Raw genomic sequence first — 20,489 nt, 5'->3', positions numbered from 1 at the left:
CTGGCCAGACGCCCCATGTCCGAAATCGACACCGTCCTTCTCGACCGCGACGGCACGGTCATCGTGGACGAGCACTACCTGTGCGACCCGGCCCGGGTGCGCCTTCTTCCCGGCGCGGGGCAGGCCCTGGCCCGGCTGGCCGATGCCGGGATGCGCCTTTTTGTGGTCTCCAACCAGTCCGGCATCGGCCGAGGTTATTTCTCCCAGGCCGACCATCTGGCCGTGCAGGCCCGCCTGCTTGAGCTATTGAACGATCACGGCGTGGGCCTGACAGGCGACGCCTTCTGCCCCCACGCCCCGGACGCGGCCTGCTCCTGCCGCAAGCCGGGGCTTGGACAATGGGAGGCCCTGCGCGCCAGTCACGGCCTGGATGCGGCCCACACGGCGGTCATCGGTGACAAGGCCTCGGATGTGGCCTTCGGCAAAAACCTGGGCGCGGCGGTCACCGTCCTGGTGCTCACCGGGCACGGCGTGCAGGAGGCGCAGCGCCTTGGCCTGCCGACCCTGGCCGGGGAGGCCATGGACCTGCCGCCGGGGGGGGATCGCCCAAACATCCCTGGCCGGACGTCCTGGCCCGGGATCTGGCCGCCGCCGTGGAGCGGATCGTGGGGAAATGACGTGGGGAGCGGATGGGAGGCGTGGGGCGGAGAAAGCCTCCGACGGCCCGGGTAAAAGCGTGAGACAGGGGTGAAGAAAGCCTCCGGCGGCCAAAGGGGGCCATGCCCCCTTTGGAATCCCCGAATAAAAACGGGGCCGTGCGAAGCATGGCCCCGTTTGCGTTTCAGGCTGGGGACGCCTGCTTCGCGGCGAAGCCGCGCCCTACTGCTTTTCCGTGGCCTTGGTCAGGTGGGTGACGTTGCTTTTTGTGAAAAACCCGTCGAAGCCGTCAAAACGCTTGATGTATTCCGTGACCAGGAAGGTGGTGGGCGACATGACCGTGAACACCTGCTTGAGCCCCTCCTCCCGCGATCCCACCAGATCCGAGATGTAACGCATGCCGTCGGCCCGCAGGGCCTCCACCACGGCGTCGATGTCCTCGGTTTCTAGCGCCATGTGGTGGGCCCGAAGCCCCCAGTTGTGGATGAACATCTCCGTGGGACCGGACGATTCCGGCGTGGTGAAGGGGGTGATGCCCGAGGTGAAGACCTGGGCGTAATCGCCCGCCCCAAGCCTGGCCACGCTGGTGATGGAGTTTAAGGACTCTACATAGACCGCGAAGTCGAAATGGTAGTTGGTCAGGGACAAAAATTCCAGGATGGCCGGGTCGCGGTCCTGGGCCTTGACCCGGGTGGCCACATGGTCCAGGCGGCCGATGTTGGCCAGATGCGCCGATGCGGGCTTCACCAGATCCAGAGAAAGGGGCGTGCTTCCCGGCGGGGCATATCCCCGGGAGCGGTCCTTGCGTTGGATGAGCCCGATGGAATTGCCGGTAAAGGCCGAAGGCGCGGTTTGCAAAAAATCATAGCCCGGGGCGCGCACGATGTCCGGGGTCAGAAAACGCACCCCGCATCCCTTCTGGATGGCGGCATAGCGTTCCAGGTCATGGCAGGAAAAAATGAAGGTTTCAAGCCGCGTGCCCAGCCGATCCCCCACCTTGATCCCGGCGTTGAAGGGCAGAAACGGATTATCCCCGCCTTTTCGCCGGGTGATGAGGATGTCGGCGCTGCCGGAAAGCGACATGACCGCCGTGTCCAGTCCCGGCGCGGAAAAGCCCTGGGTCGTGTCGTAGCCGGTGTATCGCAAAAGCTCGGCCACGGCCCCGGCGAAGTTCTCGGGCTCGGTGTTGACCACGATGGCCTCAAGGCCCCCCACCAGTCCGTCCAGTCCGGCCCGGGAACGCTCCCCGAGCACCCGCTCCACGTTCTCCAAAAGCGCCGCGTCATCGTTGTGAAAGGTATCCATCCATCCCTCCCTGGTCAGCGGTCCCATGCTCTCCTGTACGTTAAAGCATATCCACCGGGTCCAGGTCCAGGCTGATGCGCACCTCGCTCCCCCGGGGAACCACGGCCCGGACCTTGGCGAAAAGGACGCGGATGGCGGGCCAGTCCGGGGATTTAATCATGCAGTGGTAGCGTTTGCGTCCCCCGATCAGCGGCAGGGAGGCCGGGGCCGGACCCAGCACGCGCACCCCGCCGCCCGCAGCGGTGGCGGCCTCGCGCAGGACGCGCCCCACGTCCGACAGGGCCGTAAAGCCCGCCGGGTCGTCCTTGGGAAAGCTGATGCGCACCAGGGCCAGCTTGGAAAACGGCGGATAGCCCCATTTTTCCCGGCGCGCCAGCTCCTGGGAAAAAAAACCCTGGTAGTCCGCCCCGCGCACCAGCTCCCAGAAGGGATCGCCGGGATTTCGGGTCTGAATCAGCACCTTTCCCGGGATGTCGCCGCGCCCGGCCCGGCCCGCCACCTGCACCAGAAGCTGGAAGGTGCGCTCGGCCGCCCGGTAATCGGGAAGGTTGCGGCCCATGTCCGCGTCGGCCGCGATCACCAGGGTCACCCGGGGAAAATGGTGCCCCTTGGAGAGCATCTGGGTGCCCACCAGCACCCGGGAGGCCCCCGAGGCGAACTCGGCCAGGATCTCCTCGGTGCGTCCGGGCCGGGCCGCGCTGTCCCGGTCCAGCCGGGCCACCGCTGTCCCCGGGGGCAGGACACCGGACAGCTCCTCGGCCAGGGATTCGGACCCGGCCCCCAGGGGCAGAAAATGCGTCCCGCCGCATTTGGCGCACGGCGCGGGAAAATCCTGGGTACGGCCGCAGTAGTGGCACACCAGCCGCTGCCGGGTCTTGTGGAAGGTATAGGCCAGGTCGCAGTCCGGGCAGGAAAGGACGGTCTCGCAGTCCAGGCAGTAGAGCACCGGGGCGTAGCCCCGGCGGTTGAGCAGGATGATGGCCTGCTCCCCTCGGGCCACGGTCTCGGCCAGGGCGGCGGCGCTGGCCTGGGCCAGGACCGCCGTGCGTTCTGGCGGCTTCCCGCCGCCCGGCCCGGCCTGGCGGGAGGGGGCCTTGACCGTCTGCCCCATGTCCACGATCTCGATCTCCGGCGGCTGGCTGGTCCCCGCCCGGCGGGACAGGACCACGCACGGCACCGCGCCGCGTGCGGCGGCATGATAGGTCTTGACGTCGGGCGTGGCCGACCCCAGGACCAACAGCCCGCCCTCGCGCCTGGCCCGGAAAAAGGCCACTTCCTTGGCCTGATAGCCGAGCCGTTCCTCCTGTTTGAAGGAGGCGTCGTGCTCCTCGTCCAAAACGATCAGCCCCGGGGCGGCCACCGGCAAAAAAAGGGCCGAACGGGCGCCCACCACCACCACGGGCTCCCGGGCGGCCGCCGCCCGCCGGAAGGCGGCCTCGCGCGCGGCCGGGGAGAGGGAGCCGTGGGACAAAATGACCGTGGCGTCGGGCAGGGCCTCGCGCACGGCCCGGTACAGATGCCCGGCCAGGGCCACCTCCGGGGCCAGGAGAACCACCGACCGCCCCATATCCAGGCACTGCCGGGCCAGTTCCAGATAAAGACGGGTCTTGCCGCTGCCCGTGACCCCGTGCACCAGCCGCACCGCCCCCCCGGGCGCGCAAAGCAGCGGGGAAAGATGGGCCATGGCGGCGCACTGCTCGTCCGTCAGCGGCGCGTCCGAGACCTCCTCCGGGGCCTCCGGCGGGCACGGCGCGGCCGCAGGCGCCAGACAGGAGTCCTCCCCATCAGGCGACGTCCCGTCGCAGGCCCCCATCTCCACCAGCCCAAGCTGGCCCAGGGCCCGGATCACCGGCCCCATGTCCCGGCCGAAATACCCGGTCACGACCGACAGCGGGGTCTGGCCACGTTCGTACAGATAATCCAACAGGGCGATGCGGGCCGTGGCCCCGGGCCGCACCGGCCAGGGCGGGTCAACCAGAAGCCGCAGGGCGCGTTCCGGCCCCCGGCCAGCACCAGACACCTGCATGACCCCGGCGGCCCACTGGGCGGCCAGCTCCGTAGCCTCCTGCGGGGTGGCCTCCAGGAGCGCCCGGGGGGTTTGGCGCCGCAGCCGGGCCTTTTCGGGCGCGGTAAAGACCACTTTGGATTGCCGCAGGCCCGTAGGCAAAATCTGTCCCAGCACCCGGCCGGGATGGCACATCTGCCGGGCGGCCAGATTGTCGATCATGTCCAGGTAGGCGGCGTCCAGTAGGGGCGCGCGCTCCAGGGGCCAGACCAGGGGTTTGATCTCCACCCCCTGCGGCGGCGCGGGCTCGTCCGCCAGGATCATGCCCACCCGGATGGAGCGCCCCAGGGGCACGAGCACCCGAAGCCCCGGCGGCAACGCATGCCCGGCCAGATGCCCGGGCACGGCATAGGTCAGGGTGGCGAAGGGGGCGCAAAATAGCGCGACGCTGACGAATCCGACCATGCTTTGGCCAATAAAAACGCCCGGGAACGCGAGGCGCCCGGGCGGTTGGGATCGTTTCGGGCGGCGAATGTCGCCGCGCCGCACACGCGGACCTAGCTGGAAAACGGCAGGAGCTGGCGCAGCCGGGGCACCAGGGCCTCGCGCAAATCCTCGTCATGCAGGGCGAAGTAGATGTTGGCCGTGAGATACTCGGCCCAATCGCCGGCGTCGAAGCGCTGCCCCTGGATCTTGACGGCCAGCAGGCGGTTGTTTCCGGCCAGCCCCTTGAGGGCGTCGGTCAGTTGGATCTCGCCGCCGTGCCCAGGGGAGAGGTTTTCCAGATGATAGAAAATGTCCGGGAAAAGCACGTACCGGCCCACGATGGCCATGCGCGAGGGGGCCTCGTTGACCTTGGGCTTCTCCACCAGACTGCGTACCCGGAAAAGGCCCGGGGCGAACTCCTCGCCGTCGATGATGCCGTAGCTCGACACCCGCTCCCGGGGCACTTCCATAACCCCGATGACCGGCATGTGTTCGGCCATGGCCACGCTCAAAAGTTGTTTGATGCCCGGTTCCATGCCGAACATGAGGTCGTCGCCGACCATGACCGCGAAGGGATCGTTTTTCACCACCTCGCGGGCGCACAAAACGGCGTGCCCCAGGCCGAGCTGCTTTTTCTGGCGCACGGAGATGATGTTGACCATCTCGGCCACGGCCCGGACCTGGGCCAGCATCTCCAGCTTTCCCGTACGCTGCAAAAGGTCTTCCAGGGCCAGATTGTAATCGAAATGGTCCTCGATGATGGTCTTGCTGCGGTTGGTGACGAACACCACATCGGTGAGTCCGGAAACCTGGGCCTCTTCCACGACGTATTGGACCACGGGCTTATTATAGACCGGGAGCATTTCCTTTGGAATGTTCTTGGTGGCCGGGAGGGATCGCGTTCCCCAACCGGCGACCGGGATGACCACTTTCTTGATTTCCATGCTCGTCTCCTTAACAAAGGATGGATCACGCGACCATGCCGTCCCCGCCCTCATCGACCGTCCGCTGTGTTCGCGACGACGGCTGAACTGACGCCGTGTCGCCCACCCGTCCCGCCGTCAGGGGGGATCGCGCCGGACTGCATGTATCAAACAAGGATTCTAAAGCCTTTGATATGAACTGTCCAGCGGGAAAACCGCCGGGAAACCGGTGAAGAGGTTTCCTAGCGCAGATGCGTCCGCAGGGTGTCGGACAGTGCGGCGGCGAGGCGCTCCACCGTCCCGGCGTCGCGCCCCTCGACCATCACCCGGGCCACGGCCTCGGTTCCGGAATAGCGCAAAAGCACCCTTCCTGCCCCGCGAAGTTCGGATTCGGCGGCGGCCACGGCCTCCCGAATGGCCAAAACCTCGTCAAAGGGAATCTTGCGCTCCACATGCACGTTGACCAGCCGCTGGGGATAGGGGGTCAAAAGGCCGGACAACTCCGAAAGGGGTTTGCCGGTCTGGATCATAATCCGGATGATTTGCAGAGCGGCCAGGGTGCCGTCGCCGGTGGTGCCGTGGCGCAAAAACACCAGATGCCCGGACTGTTCCCCGCCAAAGGCCGCGCCCTCGCCGCGCATGGCCTCCACCACATAGCGGTCGCCCACGGGCGTGCGCAAGAGCCTGCCCCCGCATTCGCGCATGAACACCTCAAGGGCCATGTTGCTCATCACCGTGGAGACCAGGACGCCCCCCGGCAGTTCGCCCCGCTCCAGAAGATCCTTGGCGCAGATGGCCATGATCTGGTCGCCGTCGAGAATGCGGCCCTTCTCGTCCACCACGATGACCCGATCCGCGTCGCCGTCCAGGGCGATGCCGATGTCCGCGCCCGTCTCCAACACCTTGGCCGCCGTCACCTCGGGATACAGCGAGCCCACCTTGCGGTTGATGTTGATGCCGTCGGGGGTCACCCCGATCTTCACCACCTTGGCCCCGAGTTCCTCGAACACCAGCGGCGAAACCCGGTAGGCCGCGCCGTTGGCGCAGTCGAGCACGACCTTGAGGCCGTCGAGGGACACGTCCTGGGGGACGGTGTTTTTCAAATAGACATTGTACCGGCCGGGGCTGTCCTCGATCTTGAAGGCCCGGCCCACGGCCTCGGGGGCCGGGTAGTCCCATTCGGCCTGCGGATCGAGCACCTTGGCGGCGATCTCGGCCTCCACGGCGTCGGGCAGCTTGAAGCCCCGGCTGTCGAAAAACTTGATGCCGTTGTCCATGTACGGGTTGTGGGAGGCGGATATGACCACGCCCACATCGGCCCGCATGCTGCGGGTGAGAAAGGAGATGGCCGGGGTGGGAAGGGGGCCCACCAGGAACACGTCCATGCCCGAGGCGCAAAACCCGGAGCTTAAGGCGTATTCGAAGATGTAGCCCGAAAGCCGGGTGTCCTTGCCGATGACCACCCGGTGGCGCTTGGTTCCGTTGCGAAAATGCCGCCCGGCGGCCAGCCCCAGGCGCAACACCACGTCCGGGGTCATGGGATAAATGTTGACCTGACCGCGCAGACCGTCCGTTCCGAAGAGTTTTTTCGTCATGAACTTCCCAGTATCATTTACTTTTTATCATATTCGGCAACCATTGAAGCGCCGATGCACGGGGTCCGTCTCTACCATCCGCGTCTGCTTCTGTCCAATGCCCGGAGGATGGGCGCAAGAAGGCAAAGGACGCACACGGCTGCATCACGCCGGGCGGCGCCACACTGCCAGCGATTCGAAAGCGATGGCGACCGCACCCGGCGCATCCAGCCAGACTCCCGTATCCTCGGCCTTCTGATCACAGACGCCGTTTTCCCCCTTGCCTCCACCCCGCAAAAGCGTAAAAATAAACAAGTGGTTCAACACCAAACCGGGCGTTCCCCGGGTCTCGCCCTTTTTCGGCCTTTCCACACCCGTCCGCACCCCACATTCCACCATCTACAGCCCTTCCCAAAGGAGATCAGCATGCGTGAAAAAATCTGGACAGCAGCCCTTGCGGCGGTTCTTCTGCTGCTTCCGGCCGCATCACCGGCGGCCCAGAAGGCCGACGCCCCGGCCATCGACCCCGTGGCCATGCAGCATCTCACCCGGATGTGCGATTTCCTGAAAGGCCTCAACGCCTTCGTCTTTCGGGCCGAGGTCAATGTGGACGAGGTCTTCCAGGGCGGGCTGACCCTGCAAACCTCGCGTACCGAGACCATCGCCGTACGTCGCCCGGATCGCGCCAGATCCGACACCGTCCAGGACGCCGAGGTCAAAACCATCACCTTCGACGGCGCAAATTTCTCCATCTTCAACCAGACCAGGAACTCCTATTCCGTCATCCCGGCCCCGGGCGCCCTCGACCAGGCCCTGGATAAGGTTTTGGAAACCTACGGGGTCACCGCCCCCCTGGCGGAACTGATCCTCAGCTCACCCTACGAAACCCTCACCGAGGGCGTCCTTTCGGGAATGTATGTGGGGCTGCGCATGGTCCAGGGCGTGCCCTGCCACCACCTGGCCTTCAGCCAGAAGGACGTGGACTGGCAGATCTGGATCGCCGACGGCAAAAACCCTCTGCCGCGCAAGCTGGTCATCGTGGACAAGACCCTGGTCGGCGCGCCTAACTACGAGGCCATGCTCGTGGATTGGAAGCTGAATCCCCGGTTCAAGGACTCCTTTTTCGCCTTCACCCCGCCGCCGTCGGCCACGAAAATCGACATCATCCCCCTTGCGGGCCAGCAAACCGTCAGCCCGTAACCGGAGGCCGTCATGAAAACGTGCGCGCGACTGTTTCTGTGCTCTTTTTTGAGCCTCACCCTGGTCGGCCTGTGCCCCTGGACCGCCATGTCCCGAGGCCCCGAGGGATTCGGCGGCGGATCGCACGGCGGCTTCGGCGGCCCCGCGGGCGGCATGCCCGCCCGTGGCGGCATGGGTTCGCCTGGTCTTGGCGGCCCGGGCGGCCCCGGATTTCGCCCGGACGGCCCTGACAGGCCGCCCGCCGGCGGTTTTCCGGCCAGCGGCTCCATGCGCCCCGGCCCCGGCGGGCCCGGATTCCAACCCGGCCCCGGCCCACGCCCCGGCCCCATGCCCGGCCCTGGCCCCATGCCCGGTCCCGGTCCTCACCCTGGCCCTGGTCCTTACCCTGGCCCTGGCCCTGGTCCTCACCCTGGCCCTGGTCCTTACCCTGGCCCTGGTCCTTACCCTGGCCCCATGCCTGGACCCGGACCACGGCCGCCCATGCCCGTGCCGCCCCCTCCGCCGCCCTACGGCCCCCATGGGCCCTATGGACCTTACGGACCTTACGGGCCGGGTGGCTGGGGCCCCAGACCCTGGCCGGTGCTGCCGCCCGGCGCGGCGTATGTCTGGGCGCTGCCCGCCGCAGCCGTGGCCCTGTCCGTTGCCGGGGCGATCATTTACCAGGCTGGCAGCTCCTGCTATCAGCCCATGCAGATGGGTGACTCGGTCGTCTACCAGCCCATCCCCTGCCCGTAAAAACCACGCGCGCCGTGTCGGGAGCCTCTCCCGGCGCGGCGCGAAAACATCGTGTTCCCGCCGCGATTTCGCCGTCCGGGGGGGTTAATAATCGCGAAAAGTTCAGATATGCTTTCCGGCGGATCGGCGGACCTGTTCCGTATCCGTCGCCACCCTCACCGCAAACGCAGCAAGGAGAAAGCCATGAGCACCATAGCCGCCGTCTGGGCCCGGGAAATCCTCGATTCCCGCGGCAACCCCACCGTTGAAGTGGAAGTCACCCTGGAATCCGGCGCATCCGGCCGCGCCGCTGTGCCGTCCGGCGCGTCCACCGGCTCCCGCGAGGCCCTGGAACTGCGCGACGGCGAAGAAAGCCGCTTCGGCGGCAAGGGCGTGACCAAGGCCGTGGAAAACGTCCAGGGCGAACTGGCCGAGACCGTGGTGGGAATGGACGCCACCCAGCAGGTGGCCATCGACAACCTGATGATCGAAACCGACGGCACCGAGAACAAATCCCGCCTGGGCGCCAACGCCATTCTCGGCGTGTCCCTGGCTGTGGCCCGGGCCGCCTCCAACTTCGTCGGCCTGCCGCTCTACCAGTATCTGGGCGGCATCAACGCCAAGGTGCTGCCCGTGCCGCTGATGAACATCATCAACGGCGGCATGCACGCCCCCAACAACCTGGACATCCAGGAATTCATGATCCTGCCCGTGGGGGCCAAAACCTTCGCCGACGCCCTGCGCATGGGCGCGGAGACCTTCCACACCCTGAAGACGATACTGGCCAAGGACGGCCACGTCACCTCCGTGGGCGACGAGGGCGGTTTCGCCCCCAACCTGAAGGACCACGACCAGGCCTTCAAATACATCGTCAAGGCCATCGAAGAGTCCGGCTATCGCCCCGGCGACGAAATCTCCCTGGCCATCGACGCCGCCGCCTCGGAATTCTACAAGGACGGCAAATACATCCTGACCGGCGAAAAAAAGAATCTGTCCTCCAAGGACATGGTCAAATATCTGGCCGATTTCATCCCCAAATATCCCATCGTGTCCATTGAGGACGGCCTGGCCGAAGGCGACTGGGACGGCTGGAAGCTTCTGACCAACGAACTCGGCGACAACATCCAGCTCGTGGGCGACGACATCTTCGTCACCAACCCGGACATCCTGGCCGAAGGCATCGACCAGGGCATCGCCAACTCCATCCTCATCAAGCTGAACCAGATCGGCACCGTCACCGAGACCCTGGACACCATCGAAATGGCCAAACAGGCCGCCTATACCACGGTCATCTCCCACCGCTCGGGCGAAACCGAAGACAGCTTCATCGCCGACCTGGCCGTGGGCTTAAACGCCGGTCAGATCAAGTCCGGCTCCCTGTCGCGCAGCGACCGGCTGGCCAAATACAACCAGCTCCTGCGCATCGAAGAGGAACTCGAAGACCAGGCCATCTACTACGGCCCCATCATGGCCGCCCAGTGGTACGACGAAGACGAAGACGAAGAATAAGAAGAAGAGAAGAGCCTCCGGCGGCCGGGGGGACCATGTCCCCCCGGACCCCCCGTCTCTTTTCCGGTTTTCGCACCGGCCGAAAGGGCCGGAACGAAAACCGGAAAAGGAACCGGGGATACCGGAAGTAACGCCACGCGGGGCGAAGCCTGCTCAAGTTTTTTGGGAGGGGAGGGTTCGGGAGGGGAACCCCTTTTTTCAAAAAGGGGTTCCCCTCCCGATGCCTCCGTTTCCATCCCTCACCCAAGGAGACCATTCCCCATGATCCTGATCGACGGCAAGAAGGTAGCGGCCGAGGTGCGCGCTGGTGTCAGGCGCGACGTGGAGCGGCTGAAGCGCAAGTTCGGGCGCGCCCCGAGTCTGGCGGTGGTGCTTGTCGGAGAGGATCCGGCCTCGCAGGTGTATGTGCGCAACAAGGAAAAGGCCTGCGAGGAGGCCGGGATCGTCTCCCGCACCTGGCGGCTCGACGCCCGCACCGAACAGTCGCATGTGGAGCGGCTGGTTCTGGAGCTGGGCTCAAGCGACGACATCGACGGCGTGCTGGTGCAGCTTCCCCTGCCCGAGCCCCTGGACAGCGCCTCCTGCCTGTGCCTCATGGACCCGCGCAAGGACGTGGACGGATTCCACCCCGAAAACGTGGGCCGGTTGTCATTGGAGCTGCCGGGGCTTCGGCCGTGCACGCCGGCCGGGGTCATGACCCTGCTTGAATATTACGCCTTAAGCCCCTCGGGCAAAAAGGCCGTGGTGCTGGGCCGAAGCAACATCGTGGGCAAGCCCATGGCCATGATGCTCTCGGCCAGCGGCCCCTTCGCCAACGCCACAGTCACCGTGTGCCATTCGCGCACCCCGGACATCGCCAAGGAATGCCGCGAGGCGGATTTCCTCATCTGCGCCGTGGGCAAGCCCAGGCTCGTGACCAAGGACATGGTCAAGCCCGGGGCCGTGGTCATCGACGTGGGCATGAACCGCGACGAAAACGGCAAGCTGTGCGGCGACGTGGATTTCGAGGGCGTCAAAGACGTGGCGTCGGCCATAACGCCGGTCCCCGGCGGCGTGGGGCCCATGACCATCGCCATGCTCATGGTCAATACCGTCAACGCCTTCCGCTGGCGCATGGAAGAGGTCTGCGAGGCCCCGTAACCGACGTCGGCCGATTTGGTCGTGATGATGCCTCCGGCGGGCAAAGGGGCGCGACCCCTTTGGAATCCCCTGACGGTGCGCCCGAACCTCTTCAAGGGCTCCCCGCGCTACACCAGGACTTCCAGGCCGGGCGACGGGTCGGCGCACAGGGCGGCGACGGTTGGGTCGTGAATTTGCCTCCGGCGGCCAAAGGGGCGCGGCCCCTTTGGAAACCCCGTACGGTGCGCCCGAACCTCTTCAAGGGCTCCCCGCGCTACACCAGGACTTCCAGGCCGGGCGACGGGTGTGCGCACAGGGCGGCGGCAGCGCGAAGCATTGCTGTCGCCCCCTGTGTCGCACACCCCGAGCCCGGCCAGCCAGCCAACCCGTCAGATTCCCACGATCCTCATACCGTCTTCAGCGCGGCCCCCGCGCCTCCAGCTCCCGAATGGCGTCCCGGGCGATCCACCGCGCCTGCGGCGTGTCCTGCTCCAAAACGCGCCGGGCCGTCTCCAGTGCCGTCAGCCGCAGAGGCTCGCTACGCTTGCCGATGCCGCGTAGCGCCCAGTTGACGGCCTTTTTCACGAAGTTTCGCCCATCCTGCGCCGCAACCTCCACCAGCCCCAGATATCCCAAAAACCGATCATCGGACGCCTTCTTGTCGTGCACGGCCAACGACGCCATAAGCGAAAACCCGGCCCGGCGCACGAACTCCTCCGGCCGCCCCGCCCATGCGCGCGCCTTGTCGTGAGCAAGCGGCGTCTTCCTGACCAGATTGTTGGTGAACATGTCGCAGATGTCCCAGGAATCCAGGTCCGCCGCCCACCTCTCAAGCAGCGCGTCGTCGACCTGCCCCGGATCGGCGGTCAGGCAGGCCAGAAGCCGGGCCTCATGCAGCCCTGTGTCCCACAGGCAAAGCGCCAGTTCATGGTTCTGGCCGGTCTCTTTCCTGATGCCGCGCACAAAGGCCACGGACACCCCGGCGGCCTGAGCCACGTTGATGCCGTAGCGGGCCATGCCCTGGCGGTTGCGGTCGCTTCCGGCGGCCCGGATGCGGGCGGCGATGTCGCCCGCCAGTTTCGAAACATCTTCCATGCTTCCTCCCGTCGTCAGTATGGCGGTCACCGCTTCCCACGATCCGCATGCCTGCGCCCGGACAAATCCCGATCCGACGGCCTTCCTCTCTCTTTCATGTGATCCCACAGGGCGCAAGCCCTTTGGGCGCCTGAGCATCCAATCATCGACACCCGCCACATCATGCGCCACAAAACGACATTGCCCTCACGCCTGACAACGGATATCGTCAATTAACATATTACAAAAGGAAACCTCATGAGAAAATCGATCATCCTCTGCATTTCGGTACTTCTCTTTTCGAGTTTGGTCTGGGCGGGAAACCTCCCGAAAACACAGGGCTCATCCCCAACGAAATCAGGGAAAAAAGTCGAATGCAAAGGATATAACCCGAAAACCGACAAAATGATTCTCGATGAACATGGGAACTGCATAGGATACTGGACGGGAACTCCAGATGGAGATGGTTTTCAGTACGATGTCAACGGGGAACTCGAAGCCCGCACCTATCCTGACGACATGTAGGCTGCTCCTTTTCCGGCCTGTGCCCTTCATCCTGAGGCGCTCACCCCTCACTGGACATGCTGGGATGTTTATTGTTCCCGCGCTCACAATCCATTGCGGCGTGCCCACCCCGACGCCACATCATCTTGACTTGCCGTGCCCAAGCGTGGATATCCATACCATGACGGAAAGCCCTCGCGGCGCGGCCGCGAAAAGGAGTACCCCATGGACAAGGATACCGCGCTTGTTTTGTGGTTCGACCAAATCACCATCGAGGACGTGCCCTACGTCGGCGGCAAAAACGCCAGCCTGGGCGAGATGTACCAGGCCCTGACCGGCAAGGGCGTGCGCGTCCCCAACGGTTTCGCCGTCACCGCCACGGCCTACCGCCGCCTGCTGGCCGAAAGCGGGGCCATGGACAAAATCAAGGCCATACTGGCCGACCTGGACACCAGCGACATGGACAACCTGGCCGAACGCGGCCGCAAGGTGCGTTCGCTGATCCGCAACCTGGAATTCCCCGACGACCTGCGCCAGGCCATCATCAACGCCTACCGCGCCCTGGAGAACCAGTACGGCAAGGACGCCGATGTGGCCGTGCGCTCCTCGGCCACGGCCGAAGACCTGCCCGACGCCAGTTTCGCCGGGCAGCAGGAGACCTATCTCAACATCCACGGGGCCGAGGAGGTCATTGAGGCCTGCGGCCGCTGCTTCGCCTCGCTTTTCACCAACCGGGCCATCTCGTACCGCGTGGACAAGGGCTTCGACCACTTCTCCATCGCCCTGTCCATCGCCGTGCAAAAGATGGTGCGCAGCGACCTGGCCGCCAGCGGCGTCATGTTCAGCATCGACACCGAGACCGGCTTCACCGACGCGGTGTACATCACCGGGGCCTACGGCCTGGGCGAAAACGTGGTCCAGGGCGCGGTCAACCCCGACGAATGGTACGTGTTCAAGCCTACCCTCAAAAAGGGCTTCAAGCCCGTGATCATGAAGAAGGTGGGCGAAAAGGCCATCAAGATGGTCTACACCGAGGACGCCAAACAGCCGACGAAAAACGTGCCCGTGCCTGATTCGGATCGCCGCCGCCTGACCATAAACGAATGCGAGGTGCTGGATCTGGCCCGCATGGCCTGCATCATCGAGGACCACTATTCGGCCAAGGCCGGACACCACAAGCCCATGGACATCGAATGGGCCAAGGACGGCATGACCGGCGAACTCTACATCGTCCAGGCCCGGCCCGAGACCGTGCACGCCATTAAAGACCTGACCAAGCTCGTGAAATACGTGCTGTCCGCCCCGGGCGAGGTCGCGGCCACGGGCAAGTCCGTGGGCGAGCGCATCGGCAAGGGCGCGGCCCACGTCATAAAGGAAGCCCACATGATCAAGGACTTCCGCAAGGGCGAGGTGCTGGTCACGGACATGACCGATCCGGACTGGGAGCCGATCATGAAGATCGCCTCGGCCATCGTCACCAACCGGGGCGGCCGCACCTGCCACGCGGCCATCGTCAGCCGCGAACTGGGCATCCCGTGCATCGTGGGCACAGGGCACGGCTCCGACGCCGTCGCCGACGGCGAGGGCCTCACCGTGGACTGCTCCCAGGGCCCCACGGGCTACGTCTACCGGGGGCTTCTGGACTTCGAGGTCAAGGAGACGGACCTGGCCAGCCTGCCCCGGCCAAAGACCAAGATCACCATGAACCTGGCCAGCCCCGAGCAGGCCTTCGAGAAGAGCTTCATCCCCAACGACGGCGTGGGCCTGGCTCGGGAGGAGTTCATCATCAACTCGTACATCCGCGTCCATCCCCTGGCCCTTCTGCGCTTTGGCGAACTCAAGGACATAGAGGTCAAGCGCACCATCTACGACATGACCATGGGCTACGAGAACAAGGCCGACTATTTTGTGGACAGGCTGGCCGAGGGCGTGGGCATGATCGCGGCGGCCTTTTATCCCAAGCCGGTCATCGTGCGCCTGTCGGATTTCAAGTCCAACGAATACGCCAACCTGATCGGCGGGGCGCAGTTCGAACCGCATGAAGAAAACCCCATGATCGGCTGGCGCGGGGCCTCGCGCTACTACGACAAAAACTACAAGGAGGCGTTCGCCCTGGAATGCCGGGCCATGAAGAAAATCCGCGAGGACATGGGGCTGACGAACCTGGAGATCATGATCCCGTTCCCGCGCACCGTGGCCGAGTCGCGCCAGGTGTTGGCCACCATGGCCGAATTCGGCCTGCGCCAGGGCGAAAACGGGCTGCGGGTCATCGGCATGTGCGAGATTCCGTCCAACGTGATCCTGGCCGACGAGTTTTTGGATGTCTTCGACGGCTTCTCCATCGGCTCAAACGACCTGACCCAGCTCATCCTGGGCGTGGACCGGGACTCGGAACTGGTGGCGCATGTCTACGACGAGCGCAACGAGGCCGTGAAACGCATGGTGAAGCAGGTCATCGAGGTGGCGCGGCGCAAGGGCAAATACATCGGCATCTGCGGCCAGGCCCCCAGCGACTATATCGAATTCGCGGAGTTTCTGGTGGAGTGCGGCATCGAATCCATGTCGCTTAATCCCGATACGGTGATCAAGACCACCCTGGCCGTGGCGGCCCTGGAGAAGCGGCTGGGCGTGGCGTAGGGAAAACGTCTGCACGGGGCGCGGGGGAAATCTTACGCCGAAGGTTTCCCCCGTTCTTCTCATGCCTTCACGGTCTCGCGCTCCAGTCCGTGGCCCGGAGGCTTTTGCGTTATGAGCCGGATCGCTTCACAAGCTGCGACAACATTGCCGTGAGCTGCTCCTTTCCAACCGGCTTGGCCAGGTAGCCGTCCATACCGGCGGCAAGGATCTTTTCCCGGTCTCCAGGCATGGCGTAGGCCGTCAGAGCGATAATCGGGATGCGCGATTTCTCCTTGAATTCTGCATCACCGCGAATGATCCTCGTCGCCTCGATGCCGTCCAGGAACGGCATCTGGATATCCATGATGATCGCATCGACCTCGTTGTGAAGGACGTATTCCAGGGCCTGGCGCCCATCATCGGCGGTGGCGACGGAGTATCCGGCCTTCTCCAACTGCCATTTCAAGGCAATCCGGTTGACGGCCTCGTCCTCGACAACCAGGATGCGGGCCTTTTCCCCGCCCCGCCTTGGTTCGGGCAGCTTCTCGGCAGGGGAATCGACACGGGCAGGCTTCGCGATATCGAACGGCAAGACCAGATATACGGATGTCCCCACCCCTTCCTCACTCTCGATGCATGCCTCACCGCCCATCAGGCGGGTCAAGCGCCTGACGATGGCCAATCCCAATCCCGCGCCTTGATACCGTCGGACATATGACCCCTCTACCTGAATGAACGGTTCAAAGATGTCCGTCAATTTCTGTTCCGGGATGCCGATCCCCGTATCGACGACCGTAAAGAGGATACGACAGGGGAGAACCCCGACCGGGGATACACGGTCGACATGGATATCGACGTTTCCTTTTGGCGTGAATTTCAAGGCGTTTCCAACAAGATTGAACAGGAGTTGCCGCAACCGTATTTCGTCGCCAATGAGATTGCAGGGGATGTCTTCGTCGATATGGCAAGAGAAGGTAAGTCCTTTCTGGACAGCCTCCTGGTCGAAAATGTCCCTTACCGACAAGCATACTTCCATGATGCTGAACGGCGCCGACTGAACGGCAAGTTTCCCGGACTCGATGACGGAAAGATCCAGGATATCACTCAAAAGGCGTGTCAGGCGCTTTGAGGCATTCAGCGCCATGAGGATATATTCATGTTGTTCCGCACCGAGGGAACTGGAATCCAACAGATTGAGCATCCCGATGATGCCGTTGAGCGGAGTACGAATCTCGTGGCTCATGTTGGCCAAAAACTCGCTTTTGGCCTTGTTCGCGGCCTCGGCTTTCAGGGCGAGTTCTTCCGCGTTCGCCAACGCGGCGCGTAGCGCCTCATCTGCCCTGACCCGATCCGTGACGTCCCTGGAAAAAACGGCGACCTGGGCGGCCTCGCCCGAATCGTCAAGGACGGGAAACATCCGCACCTGGTAACACATGCCGTTGATCCGCTCGTCGATGTCGATCCAGTGTCCGCTTGCGGCGATTTGCGCCAGTCCTTCCCTGCGAGCCGTAGCAACATCCGGGGGCAGAAAATTCTCCATGTCCCTGCCGACCATGTCCCGCATCTCCAGGCCGCGTCGTCGGCTTCCCTGTTCATTGACCGCCAGGATGGCGCCCGAGGCGTCGAGAAGCATCACCGAGTCGGTCGTGGCGTTGATAAGCGCCCGTATCTTCTGCTCACTCGTCCACAGTTCCATGAGGGTATCGTGGCGGTCAATGGCCAGTGCGTACAGGCCGGCCAGACGTTTGACGACCTCCAGGTCGTTATCCGTATATCCATCCGGCGTATTGGCGAGGGCGAGGAGGCCGATCAGTTTTTCGCCATTCATCGCCGGAACAGCGAGGAAGTTCCGAAGCGGGATGTGTCCGCGTGGAACGCCGCAGGAGGAAGGATGTGAACCGGGTTCATTGGTATAAAAGGAAAGGCGTGTATTGAGGGCATGTCCCCACAGCGCCGGATAGCTGCCATCCGGGTTCGGAGGGAAGATGATCTTTTTTTCCGATTCCTCCATCCGACATTCCGAATCCAGCATCCGTGTCAAGGTATAGCTGACAACATCGCGGGTGCTTCGATCAATGACAGCGACCAATCCATGATCGCTTCGAGTGAGGGAACAGGCGTAGTGTTGGGTGATATCCGCAATATCTTGCAACGTGCTGGCTTTATCGATCAAGGCGCCCGACAGTTCGGACATGGCCGTGTTGACGGCCAGTTCCCTGGCCAGACTGTTTTCGGCGTGTTTGCGGTCGGTGATGTCCCGGTTGCTGGCGCGGCGGCCCAGCGAGGCGCCGTCCGGTCCACGGATATCCGTGCAGGTGTGGTTGAGCCATACGATCCGCCCCGACTTGTGAACGATGCGAAAATCCGCATCACAGGGAGTACTCTCCCTTTGCAGCGTGGTATGCATATGCTGGTCATACAGAGCAATGTCCTCCGGAAAAACAATGCTCCGGAGAAGTTCCGGCGAGCGCAGGAAGTCATCGGCAGTGTATCCGGTCACCCTTTCACAGGAGGGCGACATCCAAACCAATTGGCTGTCTGGTGCAACCCAGTACTCCCAGTCGTAGGTGAAATCGGCCACGGTGCGTAATTTTTCTTCGTTCTCACGCAGCCTTCCAATAAACAAAAGGCTATTCAAGGCCTCCTGAATGCGCCCCCCCATGGCCTTGAGGACCGCCTTGTCCCCCTGGGACCAGGCGCGTTCCCACGAACATTGGTGCACCCCGAACAGCCACGGTTTGTCGATCTTGGGAAAAAGCGCGAAGGCGAGGAAGGATTTGACGCCATATTCATCCGTTAGCGACTGCTCCAGGGGCATATCTCCCCCCGGGCCGCAGGAGGTCGGTTCCGTTGCAGCCAGGAAGCTCCTCCAGGCCTCACGGTTCTGCGGGGTGAGACGAATTGGATCGGCCGAGGCGCCGCCGCCGGGCCATCCCGGCTTGGTGCGCTCCATGGGCACGCTCCAGAATTCGGCGCCGACGTCACAGGGGTAGACAAGCCAGGCCCTGTCGGCCTGCATGACGTCGAGCACCACGTCCAGAGAGTCGCGCATCATCTGCTCCACGTCTGAGGCTTTCCGGATGACGTCGTCGATGCGCCCGAGATTCTTCAGGAAGGCGTGGTTTTCCTTGAGGGCCTCATCCGCCTTCTTGCGCGACGTGATGTCCGTGTAGACGCCAAGCACGGCGAAAGGCTGGCCATTTTTATCCGTCAGGGGGAGCTTGGTGGTTTCGATCCAGATCCGGGTGCCGTCAGCCTGGAGTAACGTTTCGACAATATTCCGTTTCGAGGCATTTTTTGCCAGCACCTCCCGGTCATCGGCGCGATAGGCATCGGCATCCTTCGGCGCCCAGGGGAGATCATAGTCGACTTTGCCGACGATATCTTCAGGATGCTCCATTCCGGCCGCCGCAGCAAAAAGACGGTTGCATCCGAGGTAGCGGCCGTCCACATCCTTCCAGAAAATGGATTGCGGGACGGTGTCCAGGATCATGTTCAGGGTCGCCCGGCTCTTGCGGAGTTCCTCCTCCGAGCGCCTGCGTCTGCGGATTTCCCTGGCTTGGGCCGCCATGCCAATCACCGCAATAATCAATGCCAATGAAATTGACGCGATTGTCCAGTAGAGCGTCTGTCTTTGCAATTGCTCCCTGGTTTTGAATATGACTTCCTTCCCTTTCCATTTCTCAATGATCTTATCGTATGTGCCATCATTCCTGATTTCGAACAATGCTTTGTTTATACTACCAAGAAGAAGATCATTTCCCTTTTTCACAGCAATTGATGAATAGCTTCTACTGATTGGCTCTTCGATCATCTTGACATTTTGTATATTATTCTCAGCAAGGACATAACACCCCACCCACCGATCCGCGACCACGGCATCAATCTCGCCGTTTTTTAATTTTGTGAAGCCGACAACGAAATCCGGAATGACCTCGACAGTGATTTGAGGATCTTTTTGCAGCAGAAGGATCGGCAGCCCCTTGCTTTCCACTCCGACTTTCAGTCCGCGAAGATCCTGCATGGATTTGATTCCATGATGTCTGGAGGTGGTATAAATCGAAAATTCAGAAGACAGCAGGGGTTCCGAAAAATCAAATACCTTCAAACGTTCCGGGTTGGCGTTGATCTGCAGCAACGCGTCCGCCTGGCCATTGATGACGAGTTCCTGAGCTTTGCCCCATTCCATGAGCCGGATTTCCACCGGGTGTTGCATGCGCTTCGCCAGGGCTTCCGCCAAATCGACGACGACGCCGACCGGCCTGCCATTTTCCAGGTAATTCATCGGAGGAAGCGATTGATTCCCCAGGAATACAAGTGGCTTGCCTGTGATTTTGACGGGATCGGAGGCCGGTTGAACTCCAAGTTGCTCCATATCGGATGCCTGCATGTCTGTCGCACCCGCAAAGGCATTGGGCAATCCAAGACCTCTCCATGAGGGCGCAGCGCAAAATAGAATCATCGTGAAGGCACATATAACTGCAAAGCGATTCATACGACATCCTCGACATAGTATCTTACATCATTCCCTGGATTATCCACGACCAACCCTCGCCTCTGGTCTACGACTGAGGCAAATTACTAATCCATGCGAATAACGTTGATAAAAAGTTATTATATAATTGCATTGTGCCAGCACTCAATCACCTGGCAGCAGAACATAAAACGATAATGTATTATATTATAATGTGCCATTAATTTCTATCAAGTGCAAGCTCAAAAGTTGAGACCGCTGCACAATCCTCTGATGTCGTTACGGAATTCTCTCGAAAGGTCTCGGTCGTCTGTTTCCGCCGTCGTTTAGCCGACAGCGCTGATCTTGTTTCACCTTGAGGCGGCGTTCGTCACTCCTTAGCGTAAGTG

13 protein-coding genes are annotated in these 20,489 nt (G+C 62.9%); 7 read left to right on the top strand and 6 right to left on the bottom strand.

What is annotated here, in order from left to right; translation table 11 throughout:
* Positions 1 to 15: 15 nt before the first annotated feature.
* Positions 16 to 672, top strand: a complete 657-nt coding sequence (locus tag GD606_RS00410) for a D-glycero-alpha-D-manno-heptose-1,7-bisphosphate 7-phosphatase (RefSeq protein WP_246298911.1) — start codon at positions 16 to 18, stop codon at positions 670 to 672.
* 147 nt (positions 673 to 819) lie between these two features.
* Here the strand turns inward: GD606_RS00410 and GD606_RS00405 are convergent, their stop codons facing one another.
* The 4 genes from GD606_RS00405 to glmM form a co-directional block, all read right to left on the bottom strand.
* A complete protein-coding gene (locus GD606_RS00405) occupies positions 820 to 1,902 on the bottom strand; it encodes a VOC family protein (protein ID WP_163303523.1) in 1,083 nt (360 codons plus the stop codon).
* 40 nt (positions 1,903 to 1,942) lie between these two features.
* On the bottom strand, positions 1,943 to 4,372 hold the full coding sequence (gene priA / locus GD606_RS00400) for a replication restart helicase PriA (RefSeq protein WP_163303524.1): 2,430 nt from the start codon (positions 4,370 to 4,372) through the stop codon (positions 1,943 to 1,945).
* A 92-nt stretch (positions 4,373 to 4,464) separates the two neighbouring features.
* On the bottom strand, positions 4,465 to 5,337 hold the full coding sequence (gene galU / locus GD606_RS00395; protein WP_163303525.1) for a UTP--glucose-1-phosphate uridylyltransferase GalU: 873 nt from the start codon (positions 5,335 to 5,337) through the stop codon (positions 4,465 to 4,467).
* A gap of 221 nt (positions 5,338 to 5,558) precedes the next feature.
* Positions 5,559 to 6,911 carry a phosphoglucosamine mutase gene (glmM, locus tag GD606_RS00390; RefSeq protein ID WP_163303526.1) on the bottom strand — a complete coding sequence of 451 codons (1,353 nt, stop codon included), beginning with the start codon at positions 6,909 to 6,911 and terminating at the stop codon, positions 5,559 to 5,561.
* A 405-nt stretch (positions 6,912 to 7,316) separates the two neighbouring features.
* Between glmM and GD606_RS00385 the strand changes: the two genes are divergently transcribed.
* The 4 genes from GD606_RS00385 to folD all read left to right on the top strand — a co-directional run bounded on the left by GD606_RS00385 (position 7,317) and on the right by folD (position 11,453).
* Positions 7,317 to 8,090, top strand: a complete 774-nt coding sequence (locus GD606_RS00385) for a DUF2092 domain-containing protein (protein WP_163303527.1) — start codon at positions 7,317 to 7,319, stop codon at positions 8,088 to 8,090.
* A gap of 480 nt (positions 8,091 to 8,570) precedes the next feature.
* Positions 8,571 to 8,825, top strand: coding sequence for a hypothetical protein (locus GD606_RS00380; RefSeq protein WP_176629170.1), 255 nt, complete (start codon positions 8,571 to 8,573; stop codon positions 8,823 to 8,825).
* A 183-nt stretch (positions 8,826 to 9,008) separates the two neighbouring features.
* Positions 9,009 to 10,313, top strand: a complete 1,305-nt coding sequence (gene eno / locus GD606_RS00375) for a phosphopyruvate hydratase (protein ID WP_163303966.1) — start codon at positions 9,009 to 9,011, stop codon at positions 10,311 to 10,313.
* A gap of 261 nt (positions 10,314 to 10,574) precedes the next feature.
* On the top strand, positions 10,575 to 11,453 hold the full coding sequence (gene folD, locus GD606_RS00370; RefSeq protein WP_163303684.1) for a bifunctional methylenetetrahydrofolate dehydrogenase/methenyltetrahydrofolate cyclohydrolase FolD: 879 nt from the start codon (positions 10,575 to 10,577) through the stop codon (positions 11,451 to 11,453).
* Between the two features lie 396 nt (positions 11,454 to 11,849).
* On the opposite strand, the gene GD606_RS00365 is transcribed toward folD, so the two are convergent.
* The gene (locus GD606_RS00365) at positions 11,850 to 12,527 is read right to left on the bottom strand and encodes a DNA alkylation repair protein (RefSeq protein ID WP_163303685.1); all 678 of its coding nucleotides are present in this window, start codon (positions 12,525 to 12,527) and stop codon (positions 11,850 to 11,852) included.
* A gap of 237 nt (positions 12,528 to 12,764) precedes the next feature.
* On the opposite strand from GD606_RS00365, the gene GD606_RS00360 reads away from it, so the two are divergent.
* The gene (locus tag GD606_RS00360; protein WP_163303686.1) at positions 12,765 to 13,031 is read left to right on the top strand and encodes a hypothetical protein; all 267 of its coding nucleotides are present in this window, start codon (positions 12,765 to 12,767) and stop codon (positions 13,029 to 13,031) included.
* Between the two features lie 204 nt (positions 13,032 to 13,235).
* Entirely contained in the window at positions 13,236 to 15,647 is a 2,412-nt protein-coding gene (gene ppsA, locus GD606_RS00355) for a phosphoenolpyruvate synthase (RefSeq protein WP_163303687.1), read from the top strand.
* A 109-nt stretch (positions 15,648 to 15,756) separates the two neighbouring features.
* On the opposite strand, the gene GD606_RS00350 is transcribed toward ppsA, so the two are convergent.
* A complete protein-coding gene (locus GD606_RS00350) occupies positions 15,757 to 20,046 on the bottom strand; it encodes a PAS domain S-box protein (protein ID WP_163303688.1) in 4,290 nt (1,429 codons plus the stop codon).
* Between the last annotated feature and the right edge of the window lie 443 nt (positions 20,047 to 20,489).

Source organism: Desulfolutivibrio sulfodismutans DSM 3696 (genome assembly GCF_013376455.1).
In the GTDB taxonomy this organism is placed as follows: domain Bacteria; phylum Desulfobacterota; class Desulfovibrionia; order Desulfovibrionales; family Desulfovibrionaceae; genus Desulfolutivibrio; species Desulfolutivibrio sulfodismutans.
This window is presented reverse-complemented; position numbering and strand designations above follow the sequence as displayed.